Consider the following 20,197-nt stretch of genomic DNA (forward strand, 5'->3'; position numbering starts at 1 on the left):
TGGACGTGTTTACTCCTCCATAAAGCTATTGAAGACTTCTTCAATCATGTTCCATTCGTCTTCTGAGTCTTCTGGGATTGGTTGCAATTCGCCTTCTGTTCCATCTTCGTTTTCGATGAATGAGTAAGCTTGGATTTCAACTTGTCCGTCTTCGTCTTCTTCTGCGTTAACTGGTACTAGAAGAACATAGTTTTTACCAAATTCTTCTTTTCCGTCAATGGTCAAAAGGATTTCAAACAAGGTTTCATTTCCTTGCTCATCTACTAGTGTGATTAGTTCACGTTCTTCGTGGTCGTGGTTATGATCGTGTGACATAGCCTCTCCTTTATATTAAAATTTTCTATCTAAATAATTTTGTAAAATCAGCTGAGCTGCTAACTTATCAATGACTTTCTTGCGCTTGTTACGGCTGATATCCGCTTGTTCAATCAACATGCGCTCAGCAGCCACTGTTGTCAAGCGTTCATCCTGATAGTCTACTGGTAAACCAAAAAGTTCTTCTAACTTCGCTCCGTAGGCTTGACTAGCTTCCACGCGCGGTCCGCTTGTATTGTTCATGTTTTTAGGCAAGCCCACTACAAATCGTTCCACCTTGTAAGTATCAACCAATTCCTTAACGCGATCAAAACCAAATCGGCCTTGCTCCTCATTGATTTGGATGATTTCAAGTCCTTGAGCTGTAAAACCGAGTGGATCGCTAATCGCCACCCCTACCGTTTTTGAACCGACGTCCAATCCCATAATTCTCATAGGTTACAGATCGACTCCTTGTCCTTTTAGGTAGTAGCGAACCAACTCCTCAACGATTTCATCACGCTCATACTTACGGATTTGATTTCGTGCATTATTGTAACGAGGAACGTAGGCAGGGTCTCCACTCAATACGTAACCTACGATTTGGTTAATCGGGTTGTAGCCCTTATCGTTCAACGAAGCATAAACATCAGTCAGAGTTTCGCTAATTTCTTTTTTATTGGAATCGTCCAATTTAAAACGTACTGTTTCTTCAGTAAATCCCATTCTAACACCCTCTTTCCTTAGAATAGTACCATTATAGCATAATTCCTTACGTTCTACAATTCAGGCAGTCTATTTATTTGGATTTTCTACTGTTCTGTCGCACCATTTGCTAATCTGTCTGAAATATATTTGCTTGGTTCATTCTTCAAGAGATTTTCTAAACCAATGTTCTTCAAATATTCTAACTGAGAAGCCTTCTTGACATCCAAAACTTGAAAATCAAAACTAGTCGTTGTTTGAAGTTCTGTTGCACTCAATAGTTTAGTTTCAAGCTTAAATCCTGCCAATTTACGAGCTTCTATGATGGACTCATCCTTCTCCTCCGCCTCGAGAAGAGCTTTTTGGGTTTCTTCCACTCCATGTTGGTCAATATAGGTCTTCAACTCATCAGAGACTGGACGTTTTTGTTGAATGGTTAGGTTCAAAAAAGTCTTGTCTTTATAAGTAATGGTTTGGGTTTGCTGGCTGCCATCATCTGACTTGGGCAAGACCAAAGTCTTGGTTACAACTGTATTCTTCTCAGCATTTTCAATAACTGGCAATGCTGACTGAAGCGTATCCTTTTCTGTTTTTGTAGCTGTTCCAGTTTCTTTCTTCTGTCCGCAACCAACCAGGATAAAAAGGAAAGCTAGACTAACAAGAACAATTTTTTTCATTTCTTTCTTCTTTCTTTTTGAAATTAAAATAAGACTGGGAGTTGCTCCCAGTCTTGATGTTTATAGAGCTGCACGCAAACGTGCTTCTGCATTTTCTACATTACGGACAGAGCGTGGTAGGAAGGCACGAATATCGTCTTCCTTGTAGCCAACTTGTAGGCGTTTTTCATCCACAAGAATTGGGCTCTTTAAAATTCTCGGTGTTTCCATAATCAGATTGAGGACTTCATTGACACTCAAATCTTCAATATCCACTCCAAGGGCTTTGGCATAGCGATTTTTAGATGAGACGATGCTGGCTATTCCGTTATCTGTTTTGGTTAGAATATCCAGTAATTCTTCTCTCGTAATTCCTTCTTTACCAAGATTTTGTTCTTTATAACTTAACTGGTGGGCATTGAGCCAGGTTTTTGCTTTTTTACAGCTAGTACAACTTGAGACTGTATAAATTTTAATCATGTACCTACCCCTTTCGCTACATGTTACTATCAGTTTAGTCTATTATACCATAAAAAACATCCGACTTGCGACCTATTTTTAAATTTTTTTGACTTTTTTCGTCATTTTCGTACTTTTTTCTTGACAAAATAAAATTTACAGCCATTCGTTATATTTCTTGATATAGATTTTTTTCACAATTGTCACACTAATCATATACAAAATAATGATGAAAAGTAAAAAGATGAAATAAATCGATTTTAAAGGAGTTAGATGGAGAAGGCTAGCTAGTGGACTGTAGGGAAGGAAGGTCACAAAGGCTGCAGCCAATAAGGTTGTCACAAGGACTAGCCAAGCTGGACGACTTTGTAAAAAAGGAATTTTGGCTGAACGCAACATATGAATAACCATGGTCTGCGACCACATAGACTCGATAAACCAACCTGTCTGGAACAAGACAATAAATCCTACGGCCGACTCTGCTCCATGAACATAGGCATGACCTGTCGTCATGGGTACAATGATAAAATAGAGCAAAATAAAGGTCAAAATATCAAAGGCAGAAGAGATAGGCCCCATCCAAACCATGAAACGTGTGATGGACTTAGCTTCCCATATATGCGGATTTCTCAAAAAATCTTTATCCACCTTGTCAAAAGGCAAGGCAATACAAGACAAATCATAGACTAGATTTAAGATAATCAAATGGACTGGCGCCATCGGTAAAAATGGTAAAAAGATTCCAGAGACCAATAGGGATAAGATATTTCCAAAATTAGAACTCACTGTCATTTTGATATATTTGGTCATATTGGCATAGACCTTACGACCTTCAACAAGTCCTTTTTCAAGTACCATTAGATCCTTATCAAGCAGGATAACATCAGCCGTTTCTTTGGCAATATCTACTGCTGTATCAACAGAAATCCCCACGTCTGCAACTTTCATAGAAGGAGCATCATTGATTCCATCTCCCATATAGCCAACAGCATGACCATTAGCCTTAAATTGCAAAATAATTCGTGCTTTTTGGTCAGGAGAAAGTTTGGCAAAGACGGTTACCTCCTCTACGGCTTGGGCCAATTCTTGATCACTCATCTGATCAATTTCAGATCCTAACAGCATCTGATTGATATCCAAACCAACCTTTTCACAGACTGCTTGGGTAACTTTTTCGTTGTCTCCCGTCAAAATCTTTGTTTGAACTCCATGTTCTAACAGAGCCTTAATTGCTGGTGCTGCAGATGGTTTAGGAGGATCTAGGAAGGCTAAATAACCAGTTAGAATCATATCCCCTTCGTCATCAACTGTATAGGCATGACCTTCCCTCAAACCTGACTTATAGGCCACTCCCAAGATACGCAAACCTTGTTGATTTAGTTGTCTGACTTCCACTAAAATTTCTTCTCTAATAGCATCTGTCAAGGGAGTAATCACTCCTTGGTATTCCGCATAACTGGAAATCGTCAACATTTCCTCTAGGGCACCCTTGGTTACCAAACTAACAATTTCGTGTTCATCCTTAACGATAACACTCATCCGTCTACGTTCAAAATCAAAGGGAAGCTCATCTATTTTTTGAAAAGTTTGATCCAGATTTTGTAAGAGGGTGTGTTCTTTGGCTTCCTTTTCAGTCCGTTTGATGATAGCTCTGTCCATCAAATTTTTCAAGCCCGTTTGAAAATAAGAATTGAGATAAGCTCGTCTCAAGACGGTCAAATCCAAGCGTCCGTGGATGTCCAAGGGATATTCAAGGACAATTTCGTCTTGGGTTAGAGTTCCTGTCTTATCTGTACACAAAATATCAATCGCCCCTAAGTCCTGTATGGCATTGAGTTTCTTGATAACCACTTTTTCCTTGGCCATAATGATGGAGCCCTTTGCTAGACTGGCCGTGATAATCATAGGAAGCATCTCAGGTGTCAGTCCAACACCAACACTCAAAGCAAATACGCCAGCTTCCAGCCAGTCACCATCTGTTAAACCATTGGACAAGAAAACGATGGGCACCATAACCAACATCAAGCGAATCAGGAGCCAAGAAATACTATTCATCTCCCGCTCAAACGAAGTAGGCTCGTCATAGGTGTTCAAAGTCTGCTCAATGGCCCCCATCATGGTATCATCACCAACTGCTAAAACCACGGCCTTGGCACTACCAGACAAGACATTGGTTCCCATAAAGGCTAGCGCTTCTGCTTCTAGCAGACTATCAGATTGTTGAACTGTTGCCTTGGTCAAGGCCAATTTTTCAACCGATTCACTTTCACCTGTCAAACCCGACTGTTGTACAAAGAAATCGCGCGACTCAAATAAAAGAAGATCTGCTGGAATCATGTCTCCAGCGCTTAATTTAACCACGTCACCCACTACCAAATCATCGATAGGTACTTCTTGGATTTCTCCTTGACGAATGACAGTCGCTGTGTTGACAATCATTTTTGATAGATTGGTCGCAGCCTTATCACTACGGAGTTCTTGGACAAAGCGTATGCCACCAGAAATGAGGACTAGGACAACGATGATAATAGAAGTCGTCGGATCCTCTTGACCTGGTTTTGCCAACCAGACATTGGTCACCAAGGAAATCACGGCGATGACCAGTAAGATGATCGTAAAAGGATTGATAATGGATTCGTAAATCTTTTTGAGGATACTGTCTTCTTGACCCTTTGTGATGGTATTTTCACCATATAGGTCACGATTTTTCTCCACCTGCTCCTCAGTCAATCCTGTTAGACTTGTCTTATAAAAAGATAGAGTTTCGTTTAAAGATGTATGAATAGCTGTTGCTAATCTTTCTTTTGTAGTTTTCATTGGTTTCTCCTATCTGTATGAATGATGTGTTTCATACACAGAGACCAATCACTTTATAAGGACAGAACGACACAAATCAGCGATTGGCTGTGTATGTGCGGTTCCGGATGATCGTCAATTTGCATCGTCTATCTCCTTTCTTTGATTTAAACAGTAGAAAATCCCACCATAAAATGGCAGGATTAAAAAACTAATTATCTGTTTTTCGTTCAAGCTTTAACTCCATAGGGCAATGTAATGAGCTTAGTCTTGGCCTTCGCGACCAGGACTGTTGACCAACGAGTAGTGTCTCCACTGCTTTGCGGTAGTCATCCGTATCCCTATGGTAGCCTCACCTACCGTTTTCGTCTTTCAGTATAAACCTTTAAAATTTAAAAGTCAATCATTTGAGTTGTTTAACTCTTAAATAACTATCAACTCTTTTGGAGCTAGGGTCAACAATTCACAACCTGTCTCTGTAATCAAGATATCATCCTCAATACGAACTCCATATTTGCCTTCGATATAGATACCTGGTTCATCGGTCAAGGCCATACCCGCCTTAATAGTTTCTGTAGAAGTCTGGCTAAAGTAGGGTTCCTCATGGATATCCAGTCCAATACCGTGTCCAATACCGTGGGTAAAGTAGTCGCCATAGCCCGCCTCGATAATAATATCACGAGGGATTTTGTCAAAGTCACGGAAACCTAAGCCAGCCTTAGCCTGGTCAATCAAGGCTTGGTTGGCTTTAAAAACCGTATTGTAAATCTCTGCCTGCTCGTCGCTAACATGTCCTAGATAGATAGTCCGTGTCATATCACTGACATAGTGGTCATAAAGGCAACCGAAGTCCATAGTAATGGCTTCTCCTAGCTCAACTGGTTTATGCATAGGATGGGCATGAGGTTTCGAAGAGTTGATGCCACTTGCTAAAATAGTATCAAATGATAGGCCTGAAGCTCCCAACTCACGCATGCGGAAGTCAAGGAAGTTGGCAATCTCAATTTCAGTCTTTCCTGGCTTAATAAAGTCAAGCGCATCGCGGAAAGCTTGGTCTGAGATAGAACAAGCCTTGCGAATCGCTGCAATCTCCGCCTCATCCTTAATCATTCGAAGACCTTCAACAAATTGAGTTTGTGGAAGCAAGTCAATTCCTTCAAAGGCTGCCTGCATACGGTGATAATAAGAGACTGAAATCTCGTCCTCAAAACCAATACGAGACAAGCCCATATCCTTGACAATTCCTGCAATGACAGCCAATTCATCACGGTCAGCCACAATCTCAAAACCACTGGTTTCTTGCTTGGCTGCAATGATATAGCGAGAGTCTGTCACCAATACCTGACGGTCACGGCTGATAAAGACTGTTCCGTTTGAGCCCCAAAAACCAGTCAGGTAATAGACGTTTTTAAGGTTATTGATGATGATACCATCTAGTTCTTTTTCTTGCATTTTAGCTAGAAATGCTTGTACACGTTTATTCATGATGTAACTTTCCTTTCAAATAATGTCCTGTGTAGCTGGCTTCGTTGGCCGCTACTTCTTCTGGAGTTCCTGTTGCGATGATGGTTCCACCACCGACACCGCCCTCAGGTCCCAAGTCAATAATATGGTCTGCCGTCTTGATAACGTCTAAATTGTGCTCGATAACAAGGACTGTATTGCCATCGTCAACAAAGCGAGCCAAGACTTTAAGCAAGCGAGCGATATCCTCAGTATGAAGCCCTGTCGTCGGCTCATCCAAAATGTAGAAAGATTTTCCTGTCGATCGTTTGTGAAGTTCGCTAGCCAGCTTCATACGCTGGGCTTCTCCCCCAGAAAGGGTGGTAGCTGGTTGACCTAGCGTCACATAGCCCAGTCCCACATCCTTGATAGTCTGCAGTTTGCGTTGAATTTTCGGAATGTGTTGGAAGAACTCCACCGCATCGTTGACGGTCATGTCCAAGACCTGCGAGATATTTTTTTCCTTGTAGTGAACTTCTAGGGTTTCACTGTTGTAGCGAGTTCCGTGGCAAACTTCACAAGCCACGTAAACATCTGGCAAGAAGTGCATCTCAATCTTGATAATCCCGTCACCTGAGCAGGCTTCACAGCGACCTCCCTTGACGTTGAAACTGAAACGACCCTTCTTGTAGCCTCGAATCTTGGCTTCATTTGTCTGGGCAAATAGGTCACGTATATCGTCAAAAACTCCTGTATAGGTAGCTGGGTTGGATCTAGGCGTTCGTCCGATAGGACTCTGGTCAATGTCAATCAAGCGGTCGACATGCTCAATCCCTGTAATAGTCTTAAACTTACCAGGTTTGTCTGAGTTGCGGTTGAGTTTCTGGGCAATAGCTTTTTTGAGAATGCTATTGATTAAGGTCGATTTCCCTGAACCCGACACCCCTGTCACTGCGATGAATTTTCCTAGTGGGAAGCGAGCTGTGACATTTTGCAAGTTGTTCTCACGCGCTCCCATCACCTCGATAAAACGTCCATTTCCTACACGGCGCTCGTCTGGCACTGGAATGGCTCGTTTGCCTGACAAGTACTGGCCTGTGATAGACTTACTGTTACGAGCTACCTGTTTAGGCGTACCTGCCGCAACAATTTCCCCACCAAAAACACCGGCACCGGGACCAACGTCAATCAGATAATCAGCCTCACGCATGGTATCTTCGTCATGTTCTACTACTATGAGAGTATTACCCAAATCACGCATCTTTTTCAGACTGGCAATCAAGCGGTCATTGTCTCTCTGATGAAGACCGATTGACGGCTCGTCTAGGATATAGAGGACGCCTGATAGGTTAGAACCAATCTGAGTTGCCAAACGAATACGCTGACTTTCCCCACCTGAAAGGGTTCCTGCTGAACGAGACAGAGTCAGATAGTTAAGACCCACGTTATTAAGGAAGGTCAAACGGTCCTTGATTTCCTTGAGAATGGGACGAGCAATAATAGCTTCATTTTCAGAAAGAGTCAACTGACTGACTAATTCCAAGTGATCAGCGATAGACAGGTCTGATATTTCTCCGATATGTGGTCCTTGCTCGCCACCCACACGAACAGACAAGGCCTGATCATTGAGGCGATAACCGTGACAGGTTCCACAGGTCAGCTCATTCATGTAGAGGCGCATCTGGGTGCGGGTGTAGTCACTATTGGTTTCATGGTAGCGACGCTTGATATTATTGACAACTCCCTCAAAAGGAATGTCGATATCACGCACACCGCCAAATTCATTCTCATAGTGAAAATGGAATTCCTTACCATCAGATCCATAGAGAATCAAGTTCTTGTCTTCTTCTGACAAGTCCTCAAAAGGCTTATCCATATCCACTCCAAATGCCGTCATGGCCTGCTCTAGCATGTTTGGATAGTAGTTGGATGAGATAGGATTCCAAGGAGCCAAGGCTCCCTCACGTAAGGTTTTGCTGGCATCTGGTACTACCAAATCAGTATCCACCTCCAGCTTGATGCCCAAACCGTCACACTCACTACAAGAACCAAAAGGAGCATTGAAGGAGAAGAGACGTGGCTCTAACTCTGGGACAGTAAAACCACAAACTGGACAGGCATAATGCTCAGAGAACAACAACTCAGAGTCGTCCATAGTGTCGATAATGACATAACCTTCTGCAATACGAAGGGCAGCCTCAATGGAATCAAAGAGACGACTACGAATGCCCTCCTTAATAACAATACGGTCAACCACGACATCAATATTGTGTTGCTTGCTCTTGGACAACTCTGGCACTTCGGTCACATCATAGACTTCCCCATCCACACGGACACGAACATAACCATCTTTCTGAACCTTCTCAATAACACTCTTATGTTGGCCTTTTTTCTTGCGGATAACAGGAGCTAAGATTTGCAGGCGCTGACGTTCAGGTAACTCCAAAACCTTATCCACGATTTGCTCTACAGAAGAAGCCTTGATAGCTCCATGCCCGTTGATACAGTAAGGCGTCCCCACACGTGCGTAGAGGAGACGCAAATAATCATTGATTTCAGTCGTCGTTCCCACGGTCGAGCGAGGGTTTTTGCTAGTCGTTTTCTGGTCAATAGAAATAGCTGGGCTAAGACCATCAATAGCATCTACATCGGGCTTCTCCATATTTCCCAAGAATTGCCGAGCATATGCTGACAAACTCTCCACATAGCGACGTTGTCCCTCCGCATAGAGGGTATCAAAGGCCAGACTGGATTTCCCTGAACCTGACAAACCTGTCACAACAACCAGCTTGTCTCGTGGAATCTCCACATCAATATTTTTTAAATTATGGGCACGCGCCCCATGAATGACAATTTTATCTTGCATCTTTGTTCTTTCTAGTCCATTATTGCTTACCATTATACCAAAAAAAGTGAGATTCTATTACCCAAAAGGATGAATTTATAGTATAATAAAAAACTTCTTATTTTATGTTTCCTTAGGGCTTCCTAACCCTTATATCACGCGCTTTTGAACAAAAAATACTAACATTACTTTTTACTACTTGCTCCCCCAAAGTACGCAAAAAGGGGAGCAAAAAAGCCCCACAAAAGGGCAATCAATCGATGAGTTCAGCAGGCAAGAAACTAGCACGGTCAAACGTGCTTTTTTTATTGCTGATAAGTTCATTATACCACGTAGTATATAAAAGGCAAAAATAACTCATATCAAAAAGCACTTAGATTTCTCTAGGTGCTTAATTAAATTGATTCTAGTTTTAGACTCCTGACAAATTCATCCCATTCGTCATCTAACTCCTCAACAGTTTTGTTTTTATTTCGTTCATAGGCTTTTTTTAACAATTCATCCAGATTGTCGTCTTCGGCTTCTGGCCAATCATAAATATCTTTTTTAACCATATCATTCAATCCTTCCAAATTCAAATTTAAACACTTCACATAAAATTTTAAGTATTTTCTCTTACGCTATGACTTCATTATAAACTTTCCTATCCTAATATTCAATCAACAATACACCGTCTCGATAGCTTTTAGCAAAGTCTAGCAGTATCTCAGCTTTGAGACTTTCATACTCAGCCTTATCAATGCCCAATGCCTCGTATAACTGCCATATCTTTAACCTCTCTCCAGTTCGCCTTGTAAAGAGATTGGAGAATATATCACGCCTTACATCGTCCAGATTGTCCCTGAAGGCTTCAATCACGCGCACCAATTCCAGCGCTTTGGCTTCAAATGCTCCATCTTGACCGTATAGGCTCAATTTAACCAGTGAGTGATAGCTTTTCAGAAATCTGTAGGCCTGCTTTGTTGTCTCTTCTTTATCGATTGGCATTTTTAACCTTGGCCAAGTTCTCAATGGCTTTTTTCTTAATTCTGTAAATTTGTACTTTGCTAAAATTTAACTCCTTACAAACCTCAGCCATAGGTAGGTTATTCACATATATCATTGTCAATACCAAACATTCTTCAATTTCATCTAGCTGATCTATTAATTTCATTGTTGCTATCCGCTCGTCTATAAGGGCGCTCATTTGCTCCACTATCTCATCTTTTTGTTCCAAGATTTCAAGTATCTTATCCTCAGTAGTATTGGTTTTGCTAGTTTTTACCCTTGTAGTGAATTGATTGGATCCAGATAATAGTCCATTGTCTAAACTTTGGTACTTTAGTTGCAGTCTCTGGATAAGGTCGTTCCCTTTCTTTACTCTTTTTAGTTGTTCCTCTATTTCTTTAATGGTCAAGTTGACTCTCCTTTTTGGTGTAATATTTGCGTTTTCTCTATGTTCGCTCTAGCTTCAAATGCTTTCCCGTGAGAAAAAATGTACAGTGACGGTGTGAAGCTCATAGAAGCGCGTGGGGAGGGAGATAGCCCCCCATATCTCCTTGTGGTTTGATAAGCAATTAAGGGATGTTTTTATCTCTCTTATTTCCTTGTCATTCTGCAAGCAATTAAGGCAAGTTATTTCTTTGCTTATCTGCTTGTCATTTCTCAGGGAGTTAAGGAGGGTTTTTATTGCTCTTATCTGCTTGATAACTGATAAGCTCTATTCATTACAAAAACCTATATTGTCCCAGAATATCCGCAATCCTTTTGTATTTTTAATTTCTGAAATAGCTTTTTCTGCTTCTTCTTTTGTCGGATAGACTTCTATAATATCTTTGGGATTTTTTCCACCTATCCTATATCTTACCTCAAAATGTCCAGTATCAATCTGCGTCAAAAACACGGTATCAACTTCATCAACCACCGCTAACTTATTCAACTTATTTAAACGGTTTTTAATCGCCTTCATCTAGTATCTTCGCCTCTAATATTTCTAATTGCTCTACTACTTCAACCATTTCAACCGCCTTATAAGCCATGTTTAGAATGCTCTGGGCGCTTTGTTGTCTAGCGTAAGGGCTTACTGTCTCATCTAGCATAATTTCCCTCAATACGGTTACAGCCTCAACACTCGCATTCTGTAACAGCGTAGTAGACTCCTTGAGTTGTTCGCTACGTCTTTCACGGTAAACCCTCTTAAAAGTTACATCGTTCAAGTAATTGTAAGCCGTCCTTCTGGTTATTCCACTTAATTCACTAGCTTTTTTTACATTCCCAGTCATGAGATAATTGGCCATAAATATTTCTTTTTTTCTGCTTAATTCTGTCAAATACTAGTCACCTCACTTTATTGGTCTAATTCTGGAAACTCACTTATCCCAGTCATTTCCCTAAGTTCATCCATACGTTTTTTTGATTTCTTATAGTCTGCTAGCTTAATATCTTTAAATGGTGTTTTAATAAAATCATCCATATCTATCTTTATTTCATCTTGCTGAAAAGCAAATCTTAAACAATCCACATATAAAGATATACATTCATCAGTTGTTGCATATTCCGTCTTTCCAGCATACTCTTCTAACTTTTCTAGTCTTGCTTTTAAACTTCTAACCATTCCCCTACCTCGTGTGTAATTCTGTCTGATTTATGTAAAAAAAGGGGATTGCTCCCCTCCACATCACAAACCTAATAAACCACGTCTTTCTTTGCCCAGTAGCTTATCATACAAGGCTTTATCTTTCTCATATAGTTCATGTCTACGCTTGTAGCCCATAGCCTTAAACTCTTCAAGGGTTACAGCTTCCTCTTCGTAAGATTTTGAAATACTTTCTACGTTCTTGGCAAGCCCCTGCAGTAAGTCAGCTTGTCTCTTCTCTTCTTCGATTTCTTGAAACAGTTGTTTATGTTCATCTTTCATTATTGTTCTCCCTCAAAATAGTTAATACGATTCACAAAATACGCCAAATCATCACTCGGATCTAAATAGCGGTGCTGGTTTCCCATATAACCAGCTACACCACTGTAAATGTAAGGCTTACTTACTCCACTATATTCTGGAGATGTATTCAGGCGGTCAAATAACTCTTCGATACCTGTTTCTCTTACCTCATCAGCCAATCTCTTAGCAGTGTTTTTGTAGTTTTCGTTATAATTTGCAATCAACTCTAAAAGCTCAATAGATTTCTGTTTGATTTCTTGACGCTGGCGTTTCACTGTTTCATCTTGTTCTAATGCTGTCTCTAAATAACCTTTCGCATTAATTTTTCTAGCGTCTGCCACTATTGAGTCAATTCGTTCTTTTTCGAGTTTTGTTCTTTGTGCTTTCATATCAGCAATATATTTCTCTTTAGAATTGACTGCCTTAAAATCTTCAAAAGTTTGTAACTCAGCTTTCTTAGATTTAATAGCCTCAACTTCTTTTTCGGTTTTCTTGATTTCCTCATCAAAGCGATCAAAAATCTCTAATTGAGTCCGTACTTTGTCCATCTGGTTTTTGACTTCTTGCAATGTTGGCATTTCTTTTTCCTCCAATCTTTCCAAAAACAAAAGAGGCATAGCCAAAATAGATTACTCTACTTTATGCTATACCTCTGATTTTTTCAGTCAGTATTCTTTTTAAATATTGTTGTTTTAGATTCCACGCTGGAGACAATCTCGCCGTCTTGTATTTTAAGCGTGATACTCCCAAACCTTGGAACCTCTAACAGTTTTATTATACCATAACTTTTGAAATAAATAAAGCCTTCTTGTATTTCCATGTTTAGCCTCTCATGCTATTTGTATAGAACCATCATACTGGTTAGTGTATCCATATCCTCACTATTCCCCACTGTTGCCTCTGTATATTTCACGTCAATAACTTCAACGCCTGCCATAAAACCATTTACCCGGCTTTCAAAATCCTCTAGGCTTTACTTGTATTTCTGATAAAATAGTTTAATTTTCATGTTGTTTTTCCTCCTTTTTTTATACTCCGATAGTCAATCCCCACAAGTTTTTTACGTTCATCGTGGATAATATATCCCTGTTGTATGGCTATAATTACAAAATGTTTTAGTAGTTGGTCTTCATGCTTCAAAGTCTGAATAAGCTCACTGTTTTTAAAAGTTTCCCAGTCAGAAATATAAGAAGCAGATTCTCCATCTTGTGGTGAAAGAAGATCCAACTTTCTTTCCTCCATCTTCTCGTATATCCTTTTTGTGCTATGCCTTAATCGTGGAGTTTTAGACAGCAATTCCCTAGATGGATTTCCAAAGTTCATACCTTGCCATGTACAGGTTAGCTTATCGAACACTAGATATTTTCTTGCTTTATCAAAAATATACCTCATCGGTTCGTTATCACCAGTCCACTTAATAACTTCTCCAATATTTTCCATGTAGGGCATTGTCTTGAATGCTAAAAAGTGCTTATCCTGGATAACTCGTTTTTTTAATCTCTTCTTTACCACTAGTTACCTACTCCATTTCTTTACAAGTTACACCCGCGCACCGTGGAAGTGTTGAAGGACAGGGTTACAGGGTTACAGGGGGCGTAGCTCAATCGCCCCTGTTCCTGTACCTGTTCTTACTTCCACAATTCACGGACACTTGGACAAACTAGAATTGACGCTAGGCTATTCTAGTCGTGTCCCTGATTTTGTCCCTGTTTACATTGTAAAATTTTACAACGCTTTACAAGTCTTTACATATTCCAACAAACCCCATAAAACCAATGGTTTAAAGGTATTATTTATTAGTTTACAAATGTAAAAAAACGCTATTTTACATCTTTTACACCGAGTTGTAAAGAGTTGTAAATTTTACGTTTGTAAAGGTGTAAAATCTTGTAAAATTTTTACACTTTTTTTACAACTTTTTACAAGTCTTTACATTGTAAAATTTACAAGTCTTTACACATTTTGAATTGTTAATAAGTTGGGTTTTCTTGTATCAATCCATCTATAACCACCACATTATTATCAGATTCCTCAATTAGTTTATCTAAGCTAGGTCTACTAATTTTTGCGAAACGTGAAAGCTCTGATTTTCTTGGTAATCTATTATTTACCTGTTCAAAGTCTGCTATCATAGATTTTAATTTATTCGTCGCTCTTTCTCTAATTTCTTCATTAGCCAACACCTTTTCTTTAATATCCTTTGGTAATGGTATTCCTGGTTCGTGGTAAGCTAATATTTTCTCCTTATCGTTTATCAACTGTGGATAGTAGAAAAGAAAATTTTTCTCCCCGTCATAATCAACTTCCGAGGTGACCGCTTCAAGTCTCCAATAAGTTCGTGTTTTTAATGGCAAATCTATGTTATCAAAATTTTGTAGAATTTCTCGCGTTTGTTCAGTAGGTAAATGTTCCAGCGCTACCTCTATATGGTTTCGTAAATCCTCGCTTGTTGCTCTCTTGTTTTTGAAATTGATATAGTCATTTGTTACATTTAGCTGAAAATATCTTTTATTGTGCGTAGTTATTACATTCTTGGCCAAATCCCAGACAGCTTCTAATCTCTCTAGGCGTAACAATTCGGGATCTAATTCCATCTTGAAAAATTCTAACAAGCTATCGCAATGAGCTAGGGACTCTGACCACTGGGCAAAGTCTGAACTTTCCGTAGTCCCTTTCGGTCTATCTCTATGACTTTGTGTATAGATCAGGCCACCGCCTACGTGTTGGTTAATCTGTTGCAAATAATCCCCTAAGGAGCCCCCGAACTGCAGTAGTTTCAAATTATCAATACTATCAATAATAACCACTTGAAAAGCGTTGTTTGGTACTTTATCTTTTACAACTTTGGCTAAATCTTCTAAGGCCGTTGACTTTGGAAGAGTTAAGATAGAAATATTGTCAAGATCTTTTTGCTCAACTTCTAAAAGTTGGGCAATCTGCATGAACTTACTAAAACAGTCGTTTTCTTTATGATTCGTATTGATATACAAGACGTTGAAAGCTCTTTTACTCTTCCACTCTAGCCAATTACTCCCCTGGGCTAAAGATAGAGCTAGGGAAATAACTACGCTAGTCTTTAAGGATCTTCTTGGCGCCGATATACCCAATACTTGCCCGCGTCTCAACAATCCTGTCAAAATGCTAGCAGATGGCCCTATTGTCTCGGCAGGAACTTGTCCTAGTTTTTTAATTTCTGTCATTGGTTATCCTTTCTGGTTTTTCAATCGTTTCTTTTTCAGTTTCTTTAATTGTTGTAACTCTTTTCGTTGCTCAAGCGTTAATTGTCTATTTTTCCAAGTGTAGCCGTTGGTAGTCCGGACAGATTTTCTCTGTCCGGGGAATCTTTCAAAGCTAGCCATTTTCCACCCCCATAAACTTCCAGATGTCAGATATTTTATAATAGATTTTCCTAGTGTCTTCTAGTGGGGGCTGGTATCGTCTTAGCCCAGCATCTTCCCACTTTTGGAGTGTCTTGTACTTTATATCTAACTCGTCCATAGCCTCCTGGGCTGAGATTAACCCTGTCAAACGTGGTTTGACTGTATCACGCGCCTCCAGGTAATTCTCCACAAGCTCCAGAACGCCATGAGTTAGCTCATATTCGCTCTCTTTACTAAGACTAAACATATTCATCAGCTCCCTTCAGTAGTTGCTTGTAGCTCTCTAAATCAGCATTTAAAAGGACGGTTAGGCGTTTCTGTTCTTCCTGTACTTGGTTATAGAATGCTTTTGCTCCGTCCAGTAACTCCTCTTTGTTAGCAGGGATAAAATATCCTCTAAATGTCCCATGACGTACCCCGATGATAGGAACACCGTAGCGCGTGATCAGACGGCTGATAATATCTTGCACGGTTCTTTCTGCCAGCTTAGTGATCAGGCTGATTTCTGCCCCTGTTATGGAGTTCTCAGCCCCTACCTTGATTAGTCTTAATACTCGTTTGTCATTCTCTGATAGACTCATTCAGTTCCTCCGTAAACTCTTACCCCTGCAAGCTGGATATATCGCCCATAATCAGGGTTTAAATCCTCGCTAGGTGTTTCTATCGTCTGTTGGTTTTCTCGCTCAAATTGGGCGCTTTTTTTGCGGTCTCGGTGGTTTAGATAAAGCAATATGCCAATCGATACCACCATAAAGATTACCGCTTGTGTGTTGGTCAAATCTAATTCATTCATGTTATGCCCTCGCTTTGTAATTCTTGATATAGTCCACTTGATCAGTTCGCTCCATCTTCAGGAACTCGTCCACCTCTTCGGTGCTTACCTTTCTATCTACAAAATCAGCAATAAACTGGAAGAGGTTTGGGCGTTTCGCTTTAATCTCAGCCATTACTTCATCAAATTCTGCCTGTGTCATGTTGTCTAGGTCTAGTGTCATTTTAACCCTCCTCATGAATCATCATTCCACGGGTGTACCCAATCGAACTTGTCCATAAGTCCAAGAGATTTTTTTTACCTCGTTTTTTCTTGGCAATATCAACTGCTAAAAGTTCCCATACATAATTTAATAATTGACTTTGATCCATAGGATAAACATTCTCTTTGGTCAATTCTGCTAGATAAGTGGTTAAGAAAAGAAATCCATCAAATCTAGAAACCAGTTTTATAAAATCAGTGTTACCCCAATAATTTCCATAAAATGAGCGTTCTTCCCACTCCAATTCTCCTATTACCTCAGAAACTACTCTCTGTTTCATCCTTTCCGTCTGTTCCTTAAGTGTTTGCTGTTTTTCACGATATTCTGTACTGTTTAGTTCATTGTAAACATCATCCAAGTCGTTCAATACCCTACTGATTTCTCTTTTAGCTAATGCAGTTTCAGCCCCTACAAGACTTTCTTGTATTTCTTCTAAATTTGTTGAAATAGCTTCTAATTTATCTGCTATCATATTTTCCTCCGTTGGCCTTTAATGTCGTTTCTTATACAGGATTGGCACCACTCCAAACGCTGGGCGATTGCCCCAAGTTGGCGAACGCTTGGAAGTGGTGTCCAGTTTAAAGAATTAGCGCTCTCCGTATGGTCAAAATGCCCTAGATATGCTATAATCTAGGTATAAATCTTTACTAAAACCTCTTTGATAATAGCTTGCCTGCTTTTTGTTAAATTCGTTTTAGTGTTAGTGTGAAAGGCTTTGCGGTGTGGTTATTGCTAAGCCTTTTTTGTTGCAATCACGCGCTTCTTTGGCGTGTTTTTTTATTTCTGAATGCCATAGCTTTGATTTCCTGATAACTCATATTCAAGCCAATCATGGCTATTACCATATCCTCAAATGCTTGGTATTGCTCCAGCTCGTCACTGGTCAAGCTATCAATGCCATTATAGCCCCCACGTTCTTCCCTTAACTGCTTAGCGTTCCTGTCGGTTACTGCTTTTAGTAGCAGGTTGTTCATGGTGCTATGCGGGTACTTTGGGGCTTGTTCCCAATTCTCAATACTGTCATGCAAGGTTTTTCTTTTTGGCTTTTCTAGCGCCCTCTGCATACGAAACTTAGAAAGTTCCTCACGCATTTCAAAGAATGCTTTGACTAGGTTGGTTTTGAAGTTGGCCACTTGCTCGGTATTCTTTAAGAATGTAACTAACAAGGTTGCTTGTTGCTCATTCAAAATATAGTCCTTGGTATTCTGGCCACTTTGTAAAGGTCGCATTTTAAATGACACCTTTCCAAATTGCTCCAGTCGTCCAATTTGTTTTCTAATGTGTTCCTGTATTGCGTGGTGTTTTATTCCAGCGCATTCAGCTATGATTGCACTCGTAGTATACGGCTCTTTTTTACCGTCCATATAGACTAGTTCCATCGGTTTGCTCCTTTCTAGCTATAAAATAGTTCATCTATGGTTATATCTGATTTGATTTCTGCAACCATTGACTTAATCGCTAGGCGTTCTTTGTCATTGAATGGCGTTTTACCTAATTCTTTGTTGTTGTACGACTGCAAAGAAATTTTTAGCTTGTCCGCCATTTGTTGCTGAGTTAGTCCTAACATAACCCGATAGCCTCGTAGTTTGCTCATAGATTTGCTCCTTTCTAAAAAAATCCCCCTCCATGAATAGATTGAAAGTGTGAAAGGTTGAAGGGAGTGGTATCCAATTTGGATAACTTTCGTTTTATTATATATCCATTTCGGTTAATTGTCAACTGTTTTTTAGAATTTTTTGTATCATTTCTTGATACTTTTATAAAAATCAGATATAATCATCTGTGAAAGGTGTGATAAATTATGAATAGATTGAAAGAACTGAGAAAACAAAAAGGGCTAACCCAACAAGGATTAGCTGATGAAATTTCTGTATCTAAAATCACCGTATTGCGATGGGAAAACGAGGAACGCCAAATTAAACCAGAAAAAGCCCAGCAACTAGCTGACTACTTCGGGGTAAGCGTTGGGTATCTGCTGGGGTATGAGGATGACTCTAGCTTAATAAAAGAATTAGGCCAAAAAATTTCTAAAATGTCCGGTACAGAGGCAATGAATTTTGCTTTTACAGAAGAAGGTGACTTACTCGCTGAATTAATGTATCAAGCTGAATTAAAAAAAGAAAAGCAAAACAACAAAAAATTTAGAAACTTTGTTAAGTTCTTAAAATCAAATATAATCGTTTTAAACGATGAAGAAATTGAAAATTTTTACAATATGCTTTTAACTGCTGATTTAAACAGTGGAAATAAAAAGAAATTATTTGAAAAAGTGGCAGATGAAGACTTTACTAAAGCTGTTGATTTCTTAGAAAATAACGGATACACTATCTTCTTCGATAAATCATATAACGATGACTAATATCACGCCATCAGCAAAGTCGTAAGTCTATATAGATAAAAATCCCCCATATTTGCCAATATCAACCATCTTTTCATGGTCTATTGTGCAAAAACGGGGGAAATTGAAGAATAGAAAGCCAATTTTACAGACTAAAGCGCAAAAATGAGCGAAATTGAAGAATAGCAACAAAAAAAGGTAAGTCAATACCCTTACCTTTAATCAAGACTAATATAATCAACCTAATTGAACCAGATGGTGCTAACTCTCTATACACTATAGAGGACGCTCCCGATAAGATGATTACAACATTATTATACCACTCTTGAATTTAAAATGCGACCTATAGCATGCCCACGCGCCACAATGTTCAACAATCCTGAAGCGCGTGGATTCTCGTGGTTCGTTCGTGCTTCAAGCCTATATAAGCCCCATATCTACTAATTTTATTGATGTCAACAAATATCAACCACTTACAATGTTTTAGAAAGGACTACCATGGTTAAAATCAACGCAAACGGTAAAGAAATCACTTTACTAGCCAATAATACTGATTATATCAGCTTGACCGATATAGCTAAATATAAAAATAGCGAAGATCCTAGAATAGTCATATCAAACTGGCTTAGTAGTTACGCTACTATAGATTTTTTAGCAACTTGGGAAAGTATTAATAACCCAAATTTTAACCGTATGGAATTCCATACGGTTAGAAATGAACCTGGTAGGCTTGTAATGACTTCTAAACAATGGATAGAAAGAATGAACGCCATCGGTATCACTTCAAAAGCTGGCCGTTACGGTGGAACATATGCCCACTCAGACATAGCCTTTGAGTTTGCTTCTTGGATTTCCCCAGAGTTCAAACTCTACATCATTCAAGACTATCAACGGCTTAAACAAGAAGAGGCCTATAGAAATCAGTTAGATTGGCAAGTGAACCGCTATATTTCAAAACTCAATTACACAATACAAACTGATGCAATTAAAGAAAATATTGTCCCAACACTCCAGCCGTCTCAAATATCATACGCTTACTCCTCTGAAGCTGACTTGGTTAATGTTGCCTTGTTCGGTATGACTGCCAAAGAATACAAGAAAGCTTTCCCAGAAAAAGACGGCAATCAGCGAGATAATGCCACTATTGAACAGTTATTAGTTCTTAATAATTTACAAAGTCTTAACGCTGAAATGATAAAACAAGGGCTATCACAAAGCAACCGCCTAACTGAACTCAATAGAATCGCCAAAGAACAGTTAGAGGTACTTTACAAAAACAATCAAAAAGCTCTGGACAATCTAAAACGCCTAGCCGATAAATAGCCCCATA

The 20,197-nt window shown here is 39.5% G+C and carries 28 protein-coding genes and 1 riboswitch; of the genes, 2 read left to right on the forward strand and 26 right to left on the reverse strand.

Translation table 11 applies throughout. The annotated features are described in order from the left end of the window. Window positions 1-9: 9 nt before the first annotated feature. The 26 genes from HT696_RS02890 to HT696_RS03020 all read right to left on the reverse strand — a co-directional run bounded on the left by HT696_RS02890 (window position 10) and on the right by HT696_RS03020 (window position 18,123). A complete protein-coding gene (locus tag HT696_RS02890) occupies window positions 10-315 on the reverse strand; it encodes a DUF1292 domain-containing protein (RefSeq protein WP_000017620.1) in 306 nt (101 codons plus the stop codon). A gap of 15 nt (window positions 316-330) precedes the next feature. Beyond that, window positions 331-750: a Holliday junction resolvase RuvX gene (gene ruvX, locus HT696_RS02895; RefSeq protein ID WP_050098599.1), complete on the reverse strand. Its 420-nt coding sequence runs from the start codon at window positions 748-750 to the stop codon at window positions 331-333. Between the two features lie 3 nt (window positions 751-753). Next, entirely contained in the window at window positions 754-1,020 is a 267-nt protein-coding gene (locus HT696_RS02900; protein ID WP_000507059.1) for an IreB family regulatory phosphoprotein, read from the reverse strand. A gap of 86 nt (window positions 1,021-1,106) precedes the next feature. Next, complete coding sequence (locus tag HT696_RS02905; protein ID WP_164226535.1) at window positions 1,107-1,676, reverse strand: SP0191 family lipoprotein; 570 nt, start codon at window positions 1,674-1,676, stop codon at window positions 1,107-1,109. Window positions 1,677-1,736: 60 nt separating this feature from the next. Continuing rightward, the gene (gene spx / locus HT696_RS02910; RefSeq protein ID WP_000591165.1) at window positions 1,737-2,135 is read right to left on the reverse strand and encodes a transcriptional regulator Spx; all 399 of its coding nucleotides are present in this window, start codon (window positions 2,133-2,135) and stop codon (window positions 1,737-1,739) included. Between the two features lie 135 nt (window positions 2,136-2,270). Further along, entirely contained in the window at window positions 2,271-4,931 is a 2,661-nt protein-coding gene (gene mgtA, locus HT696_RS02915; RefSeq protein ID WP_173283310.1) for a magnesium-translocating P-type ATPase, read from the reverse strand. A 194-nt stretch (window positions 4,932-5,125) separates the two neighbouring features. Then, window positions 5,126-5,276, reverse strand: a riboswitch (M-box (ykoK) riboswitch). Between the two features lie 57 nt (window positions 5,277-5,333). Further along, window positions 5,334-6,395, reverse strand: a complete 1,062-nt coding sequence (locus tag HT696_RS02920) for a Xaa-Pro peptidase family protein (protein ID WP_164226533.1) — start codon at window positions 6,393-6,395, stop codon at window positions 5,334-5,336. Further along, on the reverse strand, window positions 6,388-9,219 hold the full coding sequence (gene uvrA / locus HT696_RS02925; RefSeq protein WP_173282727.1) for an excinuclease ABC subunit UvrA: 2,832 nt from the start codon (window positions 9,217-9,219) through the stop codon (window positions 6,388-6,390). The genes HT696_RS02920 and uvrA overlap by 8 nt, the downstream gene beginning before the upstream one ends. Before the next feature lie 374 nt (window positions 9,220-9,593). Then, window positions 9,594-9,752: a hypothetical protein gene (locus HT696_RS02930; protein ID WP_173219240.1), complete on the reverse strand. Its 159-nt coding sequence runs from the start codon at window positions 9,750-9,752 to the stop codon at window positions 9,594-9,596. A gap of 94 nt (window positions 9,753-9,846) precedes the next feature. Further along, the gene (locus HT696_RS02935) at window positions 9,847-10,185 is read right to left on the reverse strand and encodes a hypothetical protein (protein WP_173219237.1); all 339 of its coding nucleotides are present in this window, start codon (window positions 10,183-10,185) and stop codon (window positions 9,847-9,849) included. Continuing rightward, window positions 10,172-10,594: a DUF1492 domain-containing protein gene (locus HT696_RS02940; protein WP_173219234.1), complete on the reverse strand. Its 423-nt coding sequence runs from the start codon at window positions 10,592-10,594 to the stop codon at window positions 10,172-10,174. The genes HT696_RS02935 and HT696_RS02940 overlap by 14 nt, the downstream gene beginning before the upstream one ends. Before the next feature lie 303 nt (window positions 10,595-10,897). Then, entirely contained in the window at window positions 10,898-11,146 is a 249-nt protein-coding gene (locus HT696_RS02945) for a hypothetical protein (RefSeq protein ID WP_173219231.1), read from the reverse strand. Next, window positions 11,133-11,474, reverse strand: coding sequence for a replication protein (locus tag HT696_RS02950; RefSeq protein WP_173282731.1), 342 nt, complete (start codon window positions 11,472-11,474; stop codon window positions 11,133-11,135). Before HT696_RS02950 ends, HT696_RS02945 begins: the two co-directional genes overlap by 14 nt. Before the next feature lie 50 nt (window positions 11,475-11,524). Beyond that, window positions 11,525-11,791: a hypothetical protein gene (locus tag HT696_RS02955; RefSeq protein ID WP_023935896.1), complete on the reverse strand. Its 267-nt coding sequence runs from the start codon at window positions 11,789-11,791 to the stop codon at window positions 11,525-11,527. 63 nt (window positions 11,792-11,854) lie between these two features. Further along, window positions 11,855-12,094: a hypothetical protein gene (locus HT696_RS02960; protein WP_023935898.1), complete on the reverse strand. Its 240-nt coding sequence runs from the start codon at window positions 12,092-12,094 to the stop codon at window positions 11,855-11,857. Beyond that, window positions 12,094-12,693 carry a hypothetical protein gene (locus tag HT696_RS02965; protein ID WP_240147154.1) on the reverse strand — a complete coding sequence of 200 codons (600 nt, stop codon included), beginning with the start codon at window positions 12,691-12,693 and terminating at the stop codon, window positions 12,094-12,096. The genes HT696_RS02960 and HT696_RS02965 overlap by 1 nt, the downstream gene beginning before the upstream one ends. A 427-nt stretch (window positions 12,694-13,120) precedes the next feature. Further along, entirely contained in the window at window positions 13,121-13,627 is a 507-nt protein-coding gene (locus HT696_RS02975; RefSeq protein WP_173219225.1) for a hypothetical protein, read from the reverse strand. Window positions 13,628-14,085: 458 nt separating this feature from the next. Further along, entirely contained in the window at window positions 14,086-15,315 is a 1,230-nt protein-coding gene (locus HT696_RS02980) for an AAA family ATPase (RefSeq protein WP_173219222.1), read from the reverse strand. Between the two features lie 3 nt (window positions 15,316-15,318). Then, window positions 15,319-15,474, reverse strand: a complete 156-nt coding sequence (locus tag HT696_RS02985) for a hypothetical protein (RefSeq protein ID WP_173219219.1) — start codon at window positions 15,472-15,474, stop codon at window positions 15,319-15,321. Continuing rightward, window positions 15,467-15,742: an XRE family transcriptional regulator gene (locus tag HT696_RS02990; protein ID WP_173219216.1), complete on the reverse strand. Its 276-nt coding sequence runs from the start codon at window positions 15,740-15,742 to the stop codon at window positions 15,467-15,469. The genes HT696_RS02985 and HT696_RS02990 overlap by 8 nt, the downstream gene beginning before the upstream one ends. Continuing rightward, window positions 15,735-16,076 carry a DNA-binding protein gene (locus HT696_RS02995; RefSeq protein WP_173219213.1) on the reverse strand — a complete coding sequence of 114 codons (342 nt, stop codon included), beginning with the start codon at window positions 16,074-16,076 and terminating at the stop codon, window positions 15,735-15,737. Before HT696_RS02995 ends, HT696_RS02990 begins: the two co-directional genes overlap by 8 nt. After that, window positions 16,073-16,288 carry a hypothetical protein gene (locus HT696_RS03000; protein WP_173219211.1) on the reverse strand — a complete coding sequence of 72 codons (216 nt, stop codon included), beginning with the start codon at window positions 16,286-16,288 and terminating at the stop codon, window positions 16,073-16,075. The genes HT696_RS02995 and HT696_RS03000 overlap by 4 nt, the downstream gene beginning before the upstream one ends. A 1-nt stretch (window position 16,289) precedes the next feature. Next, the gene (locus HT696_RS03005; protein WP_173219208.1) at window positions 16,290-16,490 is read right to left on the reverse strand and encodes a hypothetical protein; all 201 of its coding nucleotides are present in this window, start codon (window positions 16,488-16,490) and stop codon (window positions 16,290-16,292) included. A gap of 1 nt (window position 16,491) precedes the next feature. Next, window positions 16,492-17,001 (reverse strand): hypothetical protein, encoded by a 510-nt coding sequence (locus tag HT696_RS03010; RefSeq protein ID WP_173282728.1) that lies wholly within the window; start codon window positions 16,999-17,001, stop codon window positions 16,492-16,494. A 280-nt stretch (window positions 17,002-17,281) separates the two neighbouring features. Further along, window positions 17,282-17,908 carry a Rha family transcriptional regulator gene (locus HT696_RS03015; protein ID WP_173219203.1) on the reverse strand — a complete coding sequence of 209 codons (627 nt, stop codon included), beginning with the start codon at window positions 17,906-17,908 and terminating at the stop codon, window positions 17,282-17,284. A gap of 14 nt (window positions 17,909-17,922) precedes the next feature. Further along, a complete protein-coding gene (locus HT696_RS03020; RefSeq protein WP_000040966.1) occupies window positions 17,923-18,123 on the reverse strand; it encodes a helix-turn-helix domain-containing protein in 201 nt (66 codons plus the stop codon). 207 nt (window positions 18,124-18,330) lie between these two features. Between HT696_RS03020 and HT696_RS10635 the strand changes: the two genes are divergently transcribed. Both HT696_RS10635 and HT696_RS03030 read left to right on the forward strand, forming a co-directional pair. Continuing rightward, the gene (locus HT696_RS10635) at window positions 18,331-18,888 is read left to right on the forward strand and encodes a helix-turn-helix domain-containing protein (protein WP_240147153.1); all 558 of its coding nucleotides are present in this window, start codon (window positions 18,331-18,333) and stop codon (window positions 18,886-18,888) included. Between the two features lie 477 nt (window positions 18,889-19,365). Next, window positions 19,366-20,190 carry a KilA-N domain-containing protein gene (locus HT696_RS03030; RefSeq protein ID WP_078748291.1) on the forward strand — a complete coding sequence of 275 codons (825 nt, stop codon included), beginning with the start codon at window positions 19,366-19,368 and terminating at the stop codon, window positions 20,188-20,190. Window positions 20,191-20,197: the final 7 nt, after the last annotated feature.

The sequence above is a fragment of the Streptococcus sp. 9903 genome (genome assembly GCF_013276625.1).
Taxonomy (GTDB): Bacteria; Bacillota; Bacilli; order Lactobacillales; family Streptococcaceae; genus Streptococcus.